The organism is Paenibacillus hunanensis, assembly GCF_034055775.1.
GTDB classification, from domain to species: Bacteria; Bacillota; Bacilli; order Paenibacillales; family Paenibacillaceae; genus Saccharibacillus; species Saccharibacillus hunanensis.
Window position 1 is genome coordinate 3900221 of sequence record NZ_CP139194.1, and the last position, 16706, is coordinate 3916926.

The following is a 16706-nucleotide window of genomic DNA, read 5'->3' on the forward strand; positions in this document are numbered from 1 at the left end:
CTCCCTTCGTACATACAGATACCGTCCGTTGTCTGCGATTCAGCAGGGCTCAACGGACGGCTCGATGACGTTGTGATTTGATAGCTGTAATTTGATATAGGATATCGTTACAATCGAATGGTTGCTTCTTCGCATGGCTACTGATAGATGGCAGATGGATAGGTCATGGAGCATCCACTTCGTCTCCAGACGCTGCATCCACACTACATATATTTTTGTAAAAATGGCATCCATGCCGCTCGCATCTCCATCGTTTCCATATGCCCACCACTGCCAATGACTGGCTGCCAGTGCTCAGAGTAGCCTGCCTCGGCATAGACCTTTTGTAAGCCTGCCGCCAGATGCTCTACCCCTTCTAGCGGACATAATCGGTCATGACGACCGACCAGACTCATCCGTGGACGCGGCGCGATGCGGCGCTGAATATCCAGTGTCGTATACTGCTTGAGCAAGCCTGGCACATACGAATAGAAGCCGTGATGATCCAGCCCTCGCTTGGCGATCAGCGTATGTGCATCTACCTGAGCAGCGATATCCACAATCACCTTTACGCGCTCATCCAGCGCTGCCAACCACCATGCCATCAGCCCTCCCATTGACATCCCGATCGTGCCAATGCGAGTAGCATCGATATCCTCCCGACTGCACATATAATCAAGCAAACGGCGGTTGTCATAGAGCATCATGCCCCACATGACCTGACCATTCCAGAGCATTTCCTTCACTGTCTCACTCTCCGCGCGACCACTTCGCTCACCAAAGCACCACATATCGATACAGCAGACCGCATAGCCCATGCCTGTTAGCACCGAAGCAAAGGAAGGCTCCTGTAAATAAGAACTGCTATGAATCAGCTCACGCCGCCCACCTGTATAATTGCCGCCATGAGAATGATTAAATATGATCAGTGGAAAAGGGCCCTCGCCTTCTCGTGGCAAGGCAATCGATGCAGGCACCTTTTCCAGTCCATTCAGTTCCAGCAGTACCGTTTCCAGCGTATAGCCATCCTGCTCGCTGCGTTCTAACCATTGACTCGTAATCGGCACCCTGGCTGGCAGATCGCCAAGCAGCTGCCATAACGGGTCATTGTCTTGCCCAAGCATGTGTTGAGATTGCTCTGTCATGATTACATTGCACTCCTTCGTTGCCAGACATCTCGTCCTAGTCGATCCATCTCTGCATCCCCGTACGATATACGTTTCGGACTGAATCTCCTGAGTTGAGCTTAAATTCAACCTCGAATCACACGATTAAGATTCAAGGTCTTATTTTTAAGATTGAACAGGCGCTTCCGACTCAGCAGATGGCTGTATCGTCACACGCTCGACAAGCTGCTCCTCACGCTTCGTCCGGCGCGAACGACAATCGATTACATCGACCTCTTCCCCATTTTCAATATAAAAGGCAGGGCCTTCATGATTCTCAATCGTGACACGGTTGAATCGCACATCACGCACATTGCCAAGATAGAAGCCCCGATTGTTCATATCCTCAATCCCTGCCATCATCGCCGGACGACCGGGAATGGCATCCTCTGCCATCGAAATATCGATATCAGAAAAGGTGACCTCGGACACGTACTGCTCGGCTAATCCGTACAAAAATCCAGCGGCTGCATGCACACGGCGTGCTGTAATATTGGCAAAATGGATACGACGGAAACAAGGCGTTTCTTCGGTAATCGGATATGGATTTTTGTCCCACACATACTTATCCTTACCGCGCGGGCCGCAAAAATAATATAGATTCATAATAAACGGACAGATCACATCCTCCATCACAATATTGCTAATCCGAATGTCCTCTACCGTGCCGCCACGACCGCGACGCGACTTGAGTCGAATCCCACGATCGGTCTGTTTAAACACACAGTTGCTAATGGTGACATTACGAATATCTCCGCTCATCTCACTACCGATTACGACACCACCATGACCATGCATCATCGTACAGTTCACGACCGTTACGTTCTCACAGGGAACCCGATCCGGCGTATCCTCTGTACCGGACTTGATCGTAATGCAGTCATCCCCTACATCGATATGGCAATTGCTAATATGCACATTGCGGCATGATTCTGGATTAATGCCATCGGTATTCGGGGAGTCGGCTGGATTATGGATCGTAATATTATCGACTGTAACCATTTCGCAGCAGATCGGATTGACCGTCCAGCTGGGTGAATTGCGTAGCTGCACATCACGAATCGTAATTCGAGTGCAATGATCGAAGCTAATCAGCTTTGGACGCGGATACTCCAACTGCTCGCGGTGATTGCGAAACAGCTCCCACCATGCCTGACCATTGCCTTCGATACGTCCACTTCCTGTAATCGACACATTATGAAGCTGTTCTCCATAAATACACGAAGCATGAACATGCTGATGAACACCTTCCCAGCGCGAGCGCACAGGTGGGTAATGAGCTGGATCGGTGCTGAATGATAATACAGCGCCAGCACTTACATGTAGCTCGATATTGCTTTGCAGCATGATGGCGCCTGTATGATACGTACCTGCTGGAATATAGACCGTGCCGCCGCCTGCATCCGAAGCGGCTTCGATCGCAGCCGCAATCGCTTCGGTGGACAACTGGTCTGTATTCGGCGAAGCACCATAATTATCGATATTGTACAGATTGGGGTTCATCGCTACCATCCTCCTGTAGAGCATGCTCATACTCCGCACATGCTAATAAAAAGGCACCAAGCCCTTTCTGATCATTCGTTACAATCGGCTCACTAATGTAATAAGCAAAGGTTCCATCGCGCTGGGTGGCGCCGCCAAGTCCTGCAACCTGACAGTTTTTGTTGTAGTTAACCCAGCCTTCCTTCGTCTCCAGCACAAATTCCGAGATCATACCCGCATAAGCCCAGTCTGTTGCCTGTTGCCATTCTGGATCAAGTAAGCCCAGCCGAATCCCTTTTGCCATCGCATAGACAAACATCGCTGTTGCCGACGCTTCCAGATAATTGCCTTTGCGATTCCCCTGATCAATCACCTGATACCATACGCCCGTCTCGGCATCCTGATAACGACGAACAGCGGTCAGTGTATCATTCAGCATCCGCTTCAGCTCACTATAATGAGCATGTTCGGTCGGTAATATTTCCAGTACATCTACCAGTGCCATCACGAACCAGCCTAATGAGCGTCCCCAGAAGTTAGGCGATAGCCCGGTATTCGCATCGGCCCACGGCTGCTGCTTCTTCTCATCCCATGCATGATAGAGTAGCCCTGTCTTCACATCGCGTGTATGCTGCTCACAGAGCAAGAATTGACGGGTCACATCGTCCAATCCTTCTGATTGCTCGTATGCCAGCAGATACTCCAGATAAAATGGCGCACCCATATAGAGCCCATCCAGCCAGATCTGATACGGATAGATTTGCTTATGCCAGAACGCTCCCTCTGACGTGCGTGGATGTGTTTTCAGCTGCTCACGCAGCGACGCTGCTGCCTGACGATAGCGCTCTTCACCTGTATCCTGATGCAGCATGAACAATAGCTTACCGTTGTTAATATGGTCGATATTGTACTCATCCTGACGATAGCCACCAATCGTGCCATCCTCATAAATAAAATGATCCATATTGTTACGGATAAATTGCCAGTATTTACGATCTCCTGTCTGCTTCCAGAGCAGCTGGAACCCTTTCAAAATAACGCCATAATCATACGACCATTTGCCGTGATGCTCTGGAGCTTCATGCAAATAGGGCATACGCTGCATAATCGAATCGGCAGTTCGTGTTGCCCAGCGCGATTGCTCATCTAATGTAGTCATCATAATCCTCCTGTAAACTGGATTTCTTTGCTTCTCGATAGAAAGCATCAGTGCCAAAATCACTTATCCTAAAACAGCTTTGCCTGCCGCCATAATGGTGACAGGCAACCCTTTGAACGTTACAAATCAAATAAATTCCATCCGTGTTATACACTCATCCTTCCAGACGATGAATGGCAGATCATACACTCCAAAGCTACACGCACGCATAGACAATTCCATCATTGACTCTGCGCTTGCTTGTACGCTGCTTCATATTCGGCAATGATGCTGTTACCGCCAGAGCTTTTCCATGTTTCCAGTGCTTCCTTAAAGCCTGCTTCGTCGATCTCACCGAGAATATACTTGTACGTAGCATCGGTGATAATCTTTTGCAGCTCAGAGCCCTGTGTATTGTACGTTTCCGAATCAAGCGAATAGGCTGGATTCAGCACGGCATAGTTCGCGTTATCCGCGATCATTTTATCCGCTTGTTGCTTGAGTGGATCGGCGTCATGGATTTTGAAGCCACTTTCCTTTGGACGGCTTGCGGCAAACGGCTGTACTTCCTGCTGCCACAGATCGGTATTGATGATCGTTGCGGCATCCTTGTCATCCAGCTTGTAGTGTGTACCCTCGATACCATAAGTCATTAACGCATAGGAATCCTCATCCAGCAGATCATTCACGAATTGTAAAATCCGCTTTAGCTGTGCCTCATCCTTCACCTCAGTACGCGGGAATGCTAGCAGACCGCCGATGCCGTTGTTCGCTGCCCAGATCGCGCGATCACTTTCTTTTCCCGTAGAGGTAATATCATTGGCCATGACCAGCTGCATATTATCCTGCACACCCTTGGACATATTGAGCAGGTTTTTGCTATCGAACAGAGCGCCAACATAAATGCCCGCTTTTCCCTGTGCAAACTTCTGCTGCTGATCGGTTTTGGCAGTTACGGCAAAGTCCTTGTTCATATAGCCTTTGTCGTATAGCTGCTTCATGTAGTTCATCGTTTTGAGATAACCGTCAGTCATGAACTCCGGTGTCATTTTGCCATCAGCGCTCACCTGCCAGTTATTCGGTGTGCCAAAGTACGAGCCAAGCGTCTTGAAGGCACCGTAAACCAGATCGTTACGATCAACAAAGCCAGTCGTATCATCCTGTCCATTGCCATCGGGATCATCCTCGGTAAAGGCACGCGCCACCTCCATCAGCTCATCGGTTGTTTTGGGAACCTCCAGACCGAGCTTGTCGAGCCAGTCTTTACGAAGCGTGACCCCGTTACGCGCCAGATCCTTTTGGAATGGAATACCATACAGCTTGCCGCCAATCGATGCCGACTTGATCGTATCCGGTGAGATTTTAGCGAGGTTCGGATAATCCTTCAAATAAGGCTCTACTTCCCAGAACAGACCGGACTTGAGCGAGTTACGTACAGACGAGTTGTCCAGCATCGTTAAGGTCACAATATCAGCTAGAGAGTCGGATGCAAGCGCTGTGTTAATCCGTTCTTCCTTAGAGGCATCTGGAATCCACGAAAAGGTAATATCGGAATTTGTCTTCTCTTCCAGCTTGTTCAAAATCGTATCGGTTGGCGGTGAGGCGGTATGCAAAATATTCAGCCATGTAATCGTTGCTTTTGAATTTGCATCATATTCGCCAGAGGATGCCCCCTGCCCACCACAAGCAGTCAAAGCGATTGCACTGCTCACCATCACAGCAGCCAATCTCTTCATCGCAATCTGTCGTTCCTTTTTCATCCGTAATGCTCCTCTCCACCTATCGGTTATCGATAATCCATTGCGAAAAGACGAATCTAGTCTGGCTCTGATTGATTATGAGTCGGTATGATTTAGTATGAATGGATGAAGCGTTATGACTTGCCCTGGCTCGTTTTGTAAGCGGCTTCATATTCTTCCGTAATACGTGTTCCGCCAGCATCCTTCCAGCTCTGTACGGCTTGCTTGAAGCCTTCATCATCCAGCTCGCCCATGATGTAGCGGAAGGTCGCGTCCGTAACGATCTTTTGCAGCTCGGTTCCCTGTTCATTATTCGTCTGCGAATCAAGTGGTACGGTTGGATCAAGCACTGCGTACTGATCATTTTCCTGAATGAGTTCATTCGCCATTTGCTTACGTGGGTTGGAGTCCTTGAGCTTATACGTCACTTCACTTGGACGAGAAGCAGCGAATGGTTGTACATCAGCTTGCCATTTATCCTGATTAATAATTTTGAACGAACCATCTTCATCGATCTTGTAATGCTCGCCTTCGATCCCACCAGTCATGTACATAAATGCTTCCTTATCCAGCAGCTTATCTACAAATTGTAGCAGACGCTTCAACTCAGCTTCCGATTTGACCTCGGATTTTGGGAATGCAAGCAATCCGCCTACACCGCTACCTTCCGACCATACATGGTATTTGCCGTCGCCATTGGAAATTTTGTTCACTGGCACCAGCTCCATTCCCTTCTGCAAACCCTGTGACATATTTTCCAGACTGGAAATATCGACCATACCGGTATAAATGCCTGTACGTCCCTGTGCAAATTGCTGCTGCTGATCAGTCTTCGCCGTCACCGCAAAGTCGCGGGTCAGATAGCCATTCTCATACAGCTTGTGAGAGTATTTCAGTGTCTCCATATATTGCGGTGTATCGAACTCCGGTGTGAATTTGCCATTTGCATCCACTGCCCAGCCATTGGGCGTACCAAAGTAGGAGCTGAGTGTTTTGAAGCTGCTGTACCGCAGATCGGAACGATCGCCGAATCCAGTCGTATCATTTTTACCATTGCCATCCGGGTCATCCTCGGTAAAGGCACGTGCAACATTGTACAGCTCGTCCAGCGTTTTCGGTACTTCCAAACCAAGCTTATCGAGCCAATCCTTACGTAGGATCAGACCGGAGCGAGCCATGTTTTTCTGGAAAGGTACACCGTACAGATGCCCTTCGATCGAAGCGGCAGTACGTACCTCCTGCGGAATCTTTTTCAGATTCGGATAGCTATCGAGATATGGGCCTACATCCCAGAACAGACCGGACTTGAGTGAGTTACGCACCGTCGAGTTGGTCATCATCGTGATCGTCACTACATCGGCAAGCTGACCGGAAGCCAGCGCGGTCGTAATACGCTCCTCCTTCGAAGCATCCGGTACCCAGCTAAAGTTGATTTTTGAGTTCGTATACTCCTCTAGCTTGTTCTTAATCACATCGGTTGGCGGTGAGGCGGTATGCAAAATGTTCAGCCAGGTGAATTCCAGCTTGGAGTTTGGATCATAAGTTTGATTCGCATCCGCTTCACTACCGTTGCCACAGCCAGAGAGTACAGTAGCAAGCGCAAGACTTGCGACCAGTGCCAGATTCCATCTCTTTTTCGTTTTCAATTTCATACCCTAATCCCCCTTTGAATTGGAATGTACTCGAAGTTGAAATGTGCGTTATCTACATGAAATGGCTTAATATACGCCGTCTTCGCCGAACTTCTTAGCCAGGCGGTTCGCTAGCATGATCAGAACAAGACCGACCAATCCTTTGAACAAGCCGACTGCGGTACTAAAGCTGAGCTGTCCATTTTTCAAACCGGCCGTGTAAATATACGTATCGAAGATTTCAGCGACTTCGCGGTTGAGCGAGTTGAGCAGCAGGTACATATGCTCAAAGCCGAGATCCAGCGTGCTACCGATTTTCAGAATGAGCAGTGTGATAATAACCGGACGAATCGCTGGCAGGGTGACGTGCCATGTTTTGCGCCAGCGTCCCGCACCGTCCATCTCCGCTGCTTCATATAATTGTGTATCCACGACAGTGATCGCTGCCAGATAGATGATCGTCGACCAGCCCAGCTCTTTCCAGATGATCTGTGCCATATACATCGTGCGCAGCCATTCCGGTGAGGTCAGGAAGCTGATCTTCGGTAATCCGATCGCTGCCAGCATTTCATTCACCACACCACCGTCGACGGTGAGAAATACATAAGTAATGGAAACGATAATTACCCAGGACATAAAGTGAGGAATGTAGATAATCGTCTGGATCGCATTTTTAAAATACCGATGTCGTACTTCATTGAGCATGAGCGCCAGTATAATCGGTAAGGGAAAGAAGATTACGATGTTGAGCGCAAATAAGATGAGCGTATTACTTAATAGCATAAAAAAGGTGGGTTCGGTGAACAAACGAATAAAATGCTTCATACCTACCCAGGGGCTGTCGGAGATACCGAGATATGGCTGATAATCCTGAAATGAAATGATCAGGCCACCCATCGGTAAATACTTGAAAATAACAAAATAAATGAAGCCAGGCAAAATCATTAGATACAAAAATTTGTTACGCATGATTCCGAAGTGACCCTTCTTTTTGACCGCCTTTTTCTCTTGTTCCAGCCCTAGTGCGGCAGCATCGGACATTTTAATTTCGTTCGACATCTTCACCGGCTCGCAGCCTCCTTTGCACATTCTCGCTTACGTGACTAAGCTTAGAACACACTGTCCATTCCGTATATAATCATCTCGTGATAGCGTTTGCAAAATGCTGATATATCAACGTTTTTCCATATTGGATCTTAGCTGATGATTACGCTGTGAGCTAATGATTATACGAGATTCTGCTGCCATTTCGCCCATGATCTGGAGACCTGATTATATACGGAACACCAGGCGGCTGGTACAGTGAAGAGGTATAAGATGACTAAGGAGGTTCACCTGCATGGAACAGACACTTCGCAAAGACACAACGATAGGAAGTAAGATTTTCACCATTGTAAATAACACTTTATTGATCCTGATTGCTCTTGCCTGTCTGCTGCCTTTTGTAAACGTTATCGCCAGCTCATTCGCTTCTACTCAGGAGGTCGTATCGAAAAAGTTCATTTTGTTTCCGACTACTTTTTCATTGGATGCGTATCGCTACATTTTATCCACGCCAACGATTTTTAAAGGCCTGGGTGTGTCGATCGGTACAACGCTAGTCGGCACATTCGTCAGTATGGCGCTGACCGCATTCATGGCGTATGGGCTATCCCGTAAGTATCTGGCTGGACGTAATGCTATTAACTTTATTGTCGTATTCTCGATGCTATTCAGCGGCGGTATGATCCCAACCTTCCTCATCGTTAAAAGTGTAGGTCTGATCGACTCCTACTGGTCGATGATCCTGCCAGTTGCGATCAATGCATTTAACCTCATTATTATGCGCAACTTCTTCCAGGCGTTACCGGAAAGTCTGGAGGAATCCGCGAAGATTGATGGCTGTAATGATTTTGGTGTATTTTTCAAAATCATGCTTCCGCTGGCGCTGCCTTCGATTGCAACGATCTCCCTATTCTATGCCGTTACGTATTGGAACACGTATATGAATGCGATTCTGTATTTGAACGATTCGACCAAATGGCCGATTCAGGTATTGCTGCGTCAGATCGTTATCGTATCAAGCGGTATGCAGGCAGAGGGCAGCTCTGTGGATGTCATTCCGCCAGCACAGACGATTAAGATGGCGGTTATTGTGGTGGCTACGGTGCCGATGCTGATCGCTTATCCTTTTGTGCAGAAGCATTTTACGAAAGGTGCTTTGCTGGGTGCAGTGAAGGGCTGATGCTCAGTGGGTGTAGATTGGATTGGGTGTGACAACAGAGACAGCTTGTTCACTGGGAATTACATTTTTGTGGGCAAGGTACACCACTCCGAAAAGGAATAAGGGGACAGACTCCCGTATCGCGCAGGAATCTACGAAATTTGATGAAATGTAGATTCCCGCGCTCAAAAGTCGTCTTTTCCCCTTATCTCCTTTCCTGCGTTCTGTGCTGCACGCAACATAAGTATTTGCGCACACGCAATCGAAACTGCAACTGCAACTGCAACTGCAACTGCAACTGCAACTGCAACTGCAACTGCAACTGCAACTGCAACTGCAACTGCAACTGCCTGATTCTGAAAAGTTGATGTACAAAGTCAAATAGTGAATTTGGCAGCTTTGAAGCTTGGCTACGACTTGTGAGTAGTCTTTAATGTTCAAAAGATACTGTAATGTATAGCCTCATAAAATGCACTTCGTAACAGCAGCAGATTCATTGGGGAGTCATATAACATTTATTACGTTCTCCCTTCGTTTCTACTTCTAAACGAATAGAGTAACGTTATTTGCCTTCCAATACCTGCTGTTTACTAAGCACACTCACCACTTATGAGCCATTGCATGCCTTTTATCTTTCAAGCAATCCATTTCTTTTAATAAACATTGATCACCAGCCTAGACTTATCTTAGTATCTGCTACTTACGGATACGACCCTTTATAAAACATCATCCGGCAGTACACAGCTGGTGTACAATACCGGATGATCACAATTTCCAATTTCAATAGCACAACTAAAAAGTATTTCATGTTGTTTTGTTTAGTTTGTTACTACCTTTCATGCTCAATGAACTAATAGGCATGCAAACTCATTTGGATGCAAGGTGCACGGAACGGAGGGAAGGAAATAAGGGGAAAGGGCGACCTTGGAGGGGCGGGAATCTTCATGTATTCCCATTCCAAAAGATTCCCGCGGCTCCACCGGAGTCCCGTCCCCTTATTCCTTCCCGGAGTGGTGTAACCTTCCATCCACCAGACGTTTGCAGGCGTAAGTTCAAGTCATCTGACGCATTTTTCGATATGTTCCTGGCGTAACCTGTTCTTTTTTGCGGAAGGAGCGGATGAAGTTCTGTGGGTTATGATATTGCAGTCGCTCGGCGATTTCTTTGATGGTCTGATCGGTTTCGGTCAGCCATTTTTTCGCCATTTCCAGACGGTAGCTCATGAGGTAGTCGCTGAACGTGGTGCCATATTCCTTTTTGAAAATACTGCTCAAATAGTTCGGATTATAGTGCAGGCGATCGCCGATCATCTCAAGGGATAGCTCACGATCGTATTCCTGACGTACAATATCCGCAATCGTCTCGGACAGGCAGCGGAATTGCTCACTCGTCTTCTCCTTCATGCTGCGCACCATTGGGAAAATAACCTGCTCGACCAGAATACGCTCAATTTCCTCTGGATTCCGGATGCTTAGCAAACGGTGGTACAGTGCCTGATTATCCCTTGTCAGCAGCACCTCCAGACCGAGCAGCTGCTCCAGTTGAATCAGGTTGTTAACGAGTCGAACGAGCATAACCTCCAGATCCATCGAATGGCGACTTTTCTTCATAAACTCTGCCATCAGCGGATACAGACTCGCCGATACCTGCTCTTCGTCGCCCAGTCGAATCCCATCAAATAGTTTGGCTTCCAGCTCGGTCGGATAATGCAGCAGAACGGGTCCAGAGACGACATTGGAGATATCCTCGTAAAAGATAATCGATTCCTTGCCTAGATTGAGTCGTTGATGTAGCGCCTGCTTGCTCATCTCTACCGCTTCTTTACTCGATAGCAGGCTATCATACGTCCGGCTGATGCCTACGCTAATCGACAGCTTGAGATAGTCACGCACGCTACGCACCATCAGCTTGGCATAGGCGATTACCTGCTTGCGAATCTCCTGCTCATTCATATCGGAGAACATCAAAATAGTCGCCTGCGTATCATCGTTCAAAATGATAGGCAATAGCCGTTGCTCGGCTGGAATAAGCTCCTCGGCAATTTTGTTCATCGCAAGCATGAGCACATCTCGATCAGCAATACTGCGTTTCCCTAGACTATCGAGCTGTATGAGCATGGTCACATAATGACGTCCATCCAGCCCCGTATAGCCCAGACGCTCCAATTGACCGTCCAGCTCATCCGCCTTAATTCGGTTGCGGAACAGATTCAGCACTAGCTGTGTCTCTAGCTGCGGCTGCTCCGCTTCGATCAACGTTTCAAGACTTTGCTTTTCCGTCAAAATATGATTGATGGACGATAGAATCCATTCGATCTCATTCTTCGACTGCACATGGGCAGCGGTGGGAAGGCTGTGACGAATCTGCTGAATAGGCTTAGTAAAATACAGCGCGATTCCATAAGCGACCATCGTAATGAGCAAAATGAGCACCAGCTCAATCGCAATCAGACCATAACGAGTCGTTTGCAGAGCGGCTGCGATTTCGGATGGATCAAGCACTGTGAAATAGACCCAGTTGTTATACGCAGATTTGGCATAAATGAGCTGTGCTGGCTTATTCGCATCATTGTTCAGCGTCAGCATACCGACTGCCTGCTCATTACCGATCGTACCCGGCAGCTCTCGCACCTGTTGATTCGCCAGTATGCTCGCATTATCGCCTGTATCGTACATCAGCTCGCCCTGCCGATTTAAAATAAATACAGGCGAGTTATCCTCGGTATGCAGCGTCCGATTTAAGGTGGCTGCGGAAATATCCGACAATGCAATCGCCTGCTTGCGTGTAGAGAATACAGGCAATGTGTTCACAAAGCGAATACCCGAATCTGTTTTCACCCAGAATAGACTCTGATCCTGACTATCAACATATTGCCGATACAGCTGCTGACGCTGTGGAGCGGTCAGATGAGTTAATCGTCCGCTGGAAATTTGCCAGTTCTGATTGAGGCTGATTAACGAATAGGTGGCACCATCCAATCCCATCGTGGCAATATAATTAAGCTGGGTGTTCACATCCCGATAAGCGATAAAATCACGTTCTGTAATCGGATTCTTCACGACTTCACTAAATGAGCTGGTTGTGCTATATGTATTGAAAGCGTATTCAATAGTGCGTATCTTTTGCTCCAGATTGTTGCGCATTTGCATCATGTAGGTCTGCTTGTTCGTCGCGATGCTATCTGTAACAGAGCGCACCGTGCTGAAATAGATGTAGATACCGAAGCTGATCGACAAACCAATGCCAAGCACCAGAATAGGAATAAATATTTTATAAAACATAATCCCTTTGTTCATCATTTTCCCCCATTGGTTCCGTCATTATCTCTATGCTTCTCTTTATTATGCGTGAGTCTATTACAGTGGACAAGAACTATTATACCCTTTTCATATTATGGATGTTAAGGATTTGTTTAACAAAAATAGTTTCCATTCGTAATAAATTTTATTCGTTCTTACCATTATCCGGCAAAGGAGCTGAAATTGATGTCGATTTTGCATATTACATTGGATGGGCAAGCAAGTGTAGACAGCAACCGTTTTATACAGACCTTTGATAGCAGAAGTGCATCCTACTCTAGCACAGAGCTATCACACGAAGCTCAAGCCTCACAACAGCCTCATTCCCTCATCCGTAACTCTACAATGTCAGCGAATCAACCAGGCGTTTCCGATACTCGCAGCACCAAACCTGTCTCATTCGTGCTCTATCCTGTCCATGACACAAAGGCTACAGCGCGTCCGTGTATCGTTGTATTACCTGGTGGTGGATATCATCACCTGGCAGAGCATGAGGGTGCGCCGATTGCTCGTTGGCTCAACGGACTGGGTATTCATGCTGCTGTGCTACATTATCATACACAATCTGACTATACAGAACAGGCAGAATCAGATGTAAAAGAGACAGGGCATAATGCTGTACAAGCCCCTACGATGGAAACGGCTTCGGATGCCGATTCAGTCTCTCCAACCAAAACGCAGGCACATTTGATCGAATCGATTGAGCCAAATCTACTTATCGAGCAGGTCGAGGCTGCCCTGCAAGCTGCCCAACAGCAGCGACCGGAGATTGGCTGGAAGGTTCTTCCTGATCAGATCGGATTAATAGGCTTTTCGGCGGGTGGACATCTAGCTGCAATGACAGCTACACTCGGTGCGATCCGTCCTCATCTATTGATGCTTGCGTATCCGGTCATTACGATGAGCGAGCCTTATACCCATCAGGGAAGTAGACAGCACTTACTTGGAGATTCATATCGTGCGGAACACATCTGTCAGTATTCACCAGATTGTCAGGTCGATGAACGTACTCCACCCACCTTCATCTGGTCAAGCGCAGACGATGCCAGTGTACCTGTGCAAAATAGTCTGTCGATGGCAGGTGCATTAACCGCCGCAGGTATTGAGCATGAGTTACATGTATTCGAGCAGGGTCGTCATGGTCTGGGTTTGGCTGAGGGTCATCCTTATTGCGGTGCTTGGACAGACCTTGCTGCCAGCTGGCTACAGCGTCATGGGTATGTGGATGAAACAGTATTAGCGAATTCGGCTTCGGCTTCGGCTTCGGCTTCGGCTTCGGCTTCGGCTTCGGACAAGTATACAAATGCGCAGGTGCATATACCAGCAAAATCTGAAACTCTTTTTCCGGCCATCCATATCGCAGGCGACTCGACTGCTGCGATCAAGGGGGCAACCGAGAAGCCGATGAGTGGCTGGGGCGAATATTTAGCTAGCTATATGCAGCCTGATATAATCATCCATAATCATGCGATCAATGGACGAAGTACACGCTCTTTTATAGCAGAGGGAAGACTGCAATATATCGCAGACCAGCTCCAAGCTGGCGATTATTTGTTTATTCAATTTGGGCATAATGATAGTAAAATAGAAGATCCCGCTCGCTATGCTGACCCCGAGCAGGCTTATCCTAATTTTCTACGACAATATATTGATACAGTACGTGGAAAAGGTGCATTTCCCGTACTGCTAACTTCGGTTAGTCGCCGTCTATATCTGGAAAATGGACAGCTTGATCCACGGGCACTTGGAGCATATCCTGAAGCGATGCGTGCGGTAGCTAGCGAAACCGATACCCCACTCGTGGATTTGTTCCAGTGCAGCCAGCAGGTATATCGTGAACTGGGCGAAAAAGAATCTGCATACTTATTCATGCACCTTCGCGCAGGCGCGCATCCGAATTATCCAGACGGCATTAGTGATAACACTCACTTTTCCGAGCAGGGCGCACAGCGAATTGCCGGGCTCGCCGCTGATGCGATCCGTCAGCACGCACAGCTACAGGAATTAGCAAAGCTGCTATTACCGGAAAGAGATCCTTCAACCGCTAATTCATATTGACTCCTGCACAGCAAACTAGATAACAGCAGCATATTCACGACTGCGACTGCGACTGCGACTGCGACTGCGACTGCGACTGCGACTGCGACTGCGACTGCGACTGCGACTGCGACTGCGACTGCGACTGCGACTGCGACTGCGACTGCGACTGCTCAATGGTGTGGTTTACTTCTAAATTAATCAAGCTTAATTTTGCACTGCACCATAATAAACAGGGTTGCCTTACTTCGCGATCAGACGCAAGCAAGACAACCCTGTTTTATTTCATATCCAGCAATACAGCTCCGATACGGCTTGTACATCTGTATATCACTTTCTATCACTATAACGCCTACATTAAACCTGTGCCACCTTCGGCCAGCGACCTACAAATTCCGGTTCATTGTACGCCAGGAAGCGACTCAGAATTTCCTGCTTATCATCCAAAAATAACTGATCCGCTACCGCCGTCACCAGCTTAGGTACTGCATTTTTCGTACCCGAGATCGCGGAAGCCGATAGTCCGCAGCTAGCAAGCGCGGAGTAATTGAACACAAACAGACCGTGCAGCAGCTTCTCCCCCTGCTCACTCCGACTCTGAAAAGCAAACCCAGGGCTCAAGTACGGATGCGCATCCAGCAATTCATTAGCCATTTCCGCAGGTGCATTATAACGATCCTTCCAGCGTGCAATATGCTCGGCTACAAGCTGTAGCTCTGGACGAAGCCCCGGATCACTGAGCAGCCCTGTACTTACGATCAGGAAGTCAAAATAAAATTGTCCATGCGGCGTGGTTACGATCGCTCCCTCACCGTGCTGTTCTACATTCAACCATGGCGAACCGAGATGCAGCTGGAAGCCCGGCCATGCCGCGGCGCGTTCAAACGTATCATTTGTCGGCGGCTGATTGAACTTGAAGAAATGGGAGATCGCTGTATACTTCTCCTCATCATTCAATGCGTGGAAACGCTCGATCATACCGGACACTTCCATTTGCCGAATCGGGTTCACACTTGGCAGCACTTCCCGTCGTACAAATACATGTGCTTCTGCAACGCCTTCAGTCAGCGCATAGTTCGCATTGTCAAAAGCTGAAGCTCCTCCACCTAATACCGCGATCTTTTTCCCTTTTAAACGGTCAAAATCGATCGGCTTGGAGGTGTGTGCATACAGATGAGCAGGCAGACGATCAGCAATCATAGGTGGAACATGCCATTCTCCACCACCTTGAATTCCTGTAGCCAGCACCACCTTGCGTGCTAATAATGTTGGAGACGGAGCGCCAGCCCCCCCTAGATGCAAGCGATGAACCCCTTGCTCCAGCGGCTCGATTAGCTTCAATGTCGTCTCATTGACTACAGGCAGGTTCAGCACCTGACGATACCAGCGTAAATAATTCATCCAATCTCCACGCGGAATTTTATCTACCTTTTCCCAGCCCTCCTGCCCGGTCTGCGCTTCCCACCAGGAACGAAACGTCAGCGAAGGAATGCCCAGATCAACCGAAGTCAGATGCTTGGGTGTGCGCAGAGTAACCATTCGTGCATATGTTTCCCACGGGCCTTCCAGCCCTTCTGTATTTTCATCCAGTACGAGGATATTCGATATCCGCTCACGTAATAGCCCAAATGCTGCGGCAAGCCCACTTTGACCGCCACCTATAACGACCACATCATATACATGACCCTCTGGATGTTCAACCGGACGTACCCAATCTGCACCACCATAAGCCAAATAAGCCAGATCCTGTTTCACTCGTGCATTCAACGCTTCTAGACTCATATCCCTCATACCTTTCGCTTATAGCATCTGTTAGACATGCGATTATATTTATATGTCATATTAAATAACATATTTAATCTGTAAATAAGGATCATCCAATCATAGAATGAATTTTTCTTGTTATGAATTATTCCTATTATAGCGATATTCATTTTATTTTCGATAGTATATGTTAATTTTATTGTCATGTCATCCAAAATTAAATGATAGATTTGTACCATACAACGAATGAACCTCGTTTTGATGTAAT

At 47.7% G+C, this 16706-nt stretch carries 11 protein-coding genes; 2 read left to right on the forward strand and 9 right to left on the reverse strand.

Annotated elements, in window-relative coordinates:
• Positions 1 to 203: 203 nt before the first annotated feature.
• The 6 genes from SK066_RS15885 to SK066_RS15910 form a co-directional block, all read right to left on the reverse strand.
• Positions 204 to 1124 (reverse strand): dienelactone hydrolase family protein, encoded by a 921-nt coding sequence (locus SK066_RS15885; protein WP_320542211.1) that lies wholly within the window; start codon positions 1122 to 1124, stop codon positions 204 to 206.
• Between the two features lie 147 nt (positions 1125 to 1271).
• Positions 1272 to 2648, reverse strand: a complete 1377-nt coding sequence (locus SK066_RS15890) for a glycoside hydrolase family 28 protein (RefSeq protein ID WP_320542212.1) — start codon at positions 2646 to 2648, stop codon at positions 1272 to 1274.
• Complete coding sequence (locus SK066_RS15895; RefSeq protein ID WP_407673826.1) at positions 2620 to 3786, reverse strand: glycoside hydrolase family 88/105 protein; 1167 nt, start codon at positions 3784 to 3786, stop codon at positions 2620 to 2622. The genes SK066_RS15890 and SK066_RS15895 overlap by 29 nt, the downstream gene beginning before the upstream one ends.
• A gap of 221 nt (positions 3787 to 4007) precedes the next feature.
• Complete coding sequence (locus SK066_RS15900; RefSeq protein WP_320542214.1) at positions 4008 to 5525, reverse strand: extracellular solute-binding protein; 1518 nt, start codon at positions 5523 to 5525, stop codon at positions 4008 to 4010.
• Positions 5526 to 5638: 113 nt separating this feature from the next.
• Entirely contained in the window at positions 5639 to 7156 is a 1518-nt protein-coding gene (locus SK066_RS15905; protein WP_320542215.1) for an extracellular solute-binding protein, read from the reverse strand.
• Positions 7157 to 7222: 66 nt separating this feature from the next.
• Positions 7223 to 8104, reverse strand: coding sequence for an ABC transporter permease (locus SK066_RS15910; protein ID WP_229685598.1), 882 nt, complete (start codon positions 8102 to 8104; stop codon positions 7223 to 7225).
• A gap of 370 nt (positions 8105 to 8474) precedes the next feature.
• Here SK066_RS15910 and SK066_RS15915 point away from each other — a divergent pair, with 370 nt between their 5' ends.
• Positions 8475 to 9359, forward strand: a complete 885-nt coding sequence (locus SK066_RS15915) for a carbohydrate ABC transporter permease (protein WP_320542216.1) — start codon at positions 8475 to 8477, stop codon at positions 9357 to 9359.
• 1031 nt (positions 9360 to 10390) lie between these two features.
• On the opposite strand, the gene SK066_RS15920 is transcribed toward SK066_RS15915, so the two are convergent.
• Positions 10391 to 12634 carry a helix-turn-helix transcriptional regulator gene (locus SK066_RS15920; protein WP_320544902.1) on the reverse strand — a complete coding sequence of 748 codons (2244 nt, stop codon included), beginning with the start codon at positions 12632 to 12634 and terminating at the stop codon, positions 10391 to 10393.
• Positions 12635 to 12823: 189 nt separating this feature from the next.
• On the opposite strand from SK066_RS15920, the gene SK066_RS15925 reads away from it, so the two are divergent.
• Positions 12824 to 14695 (forward strand): GDSL-type esterase/lipase family protein, encoded by a 1872-nt coding sequence (locus SK066_RS15925; RefSeq protein WP_320542217.1) that lies wholly within the window; start codon positions 12824 to 12826, stop codon positions 14693 to 14695.
• Between the two features lie 15 nt (positions 14696 to 14710).
• Here SK066_RS15925 and SK066_RS15930 read toward each other — a convergent pair whose 3' ends face one another.
• Both SK066_RS15930 and SK066_RS15935 read right to left on the reverse strand, forming a co-directional pair.
• Complete coding sequence (locus SK066_RS15930; protein ID WP_320542218.1) at positions 14711 to 14851, reverse strand: hypothetical protein; 141 nt, start codon at positions 14849 to 14851, stop codon at positions 14711 to 14713.
• Positions 14852 to 15031: 180 nt separating this feature from the next.
• A complete protein-coding gene (locus SK066_RS15935) occupies positions 15032 to 16456 on the reverse strand; it encodes an NAD(P)/FAD-dependent oxidoreductase (protein ID WP_320542219.1) in 1425 nt (474 codons plus the stop codon).
• Positions 16457 to 16706: the final 250 nt, after the last annotated feature.

Bases quoted from the DNA above. Each gene is read 5' to 3' on its own strand.
- SK066_RS15885 (WP_320542211.1), bottom strand. From the start codon at position 1,124: ATGACAGAGCAATCTCAACACATGCTTGGGCAAGACAATGACCCGTTA.
- SK066_RS15890 (WP_320542212.1), bottom strand. From the start codon at position 2,648: ATGAACCCCAATCTGTACAATATCGATAATTATGGTGCTTCGCCGAAT.
- SK066_RS15895 (WP_407673826.1), bottom strand. From the start codon at position 3,786: ATGACTACATTAGATGAGCAATCGCGCTGGGCAACACGAACTGCCGAT.
- SK066_RS15900 (WP_320542214.1), bottom strand. From the start codon at position 5,525: ATGAAAAAGGAACGACAGATTGCGATGAAGAGATTGGCTGCTGTGATG.
- SK066_RS15905 (WP_320542215.1), bottom strand. From the start codon at position 7,156: ATGAAATTGAAAACGAAAAAGAGATGGAATCTGGCACTGGTCGCAAGT.
- SK066_RS15910 (WP_229685598.1), bottom strand. From the start codon at position 8,104: ATGCGTAACAAATTTTTGTATCTAATGATTTTGCCTGGCTTCATTTAT.
- SK066_RS15915 (WP_320542216.1), top strand. From the start codon at position 8,475: ATGGAACAGACACTTCGCAAAGACACAACGATAGGAAGTAAGATTTTC.
- SK066_RS15920 (WP_320544902.1), bottom strand. From the start codon at position 12,634: ATGAACAAAGGGATTATGTTTTATAAAATATTTATTCCTATTCTGGTG.
- SK066_RS15925 (WP_320542217.1), top strand. From the start codon at position 12,824: ATGTCGATTTTGCATATTACATTGGATGGGCAAGCAAGTGTAGACAGC.
- SK066_RS15935 (WP_320542219.1), bottom strand. From the start codon at position 16,456: ATGAGTCTAGAAGCGTTGAATGCACGAGTGAAACAGGATCTGGCTTAT.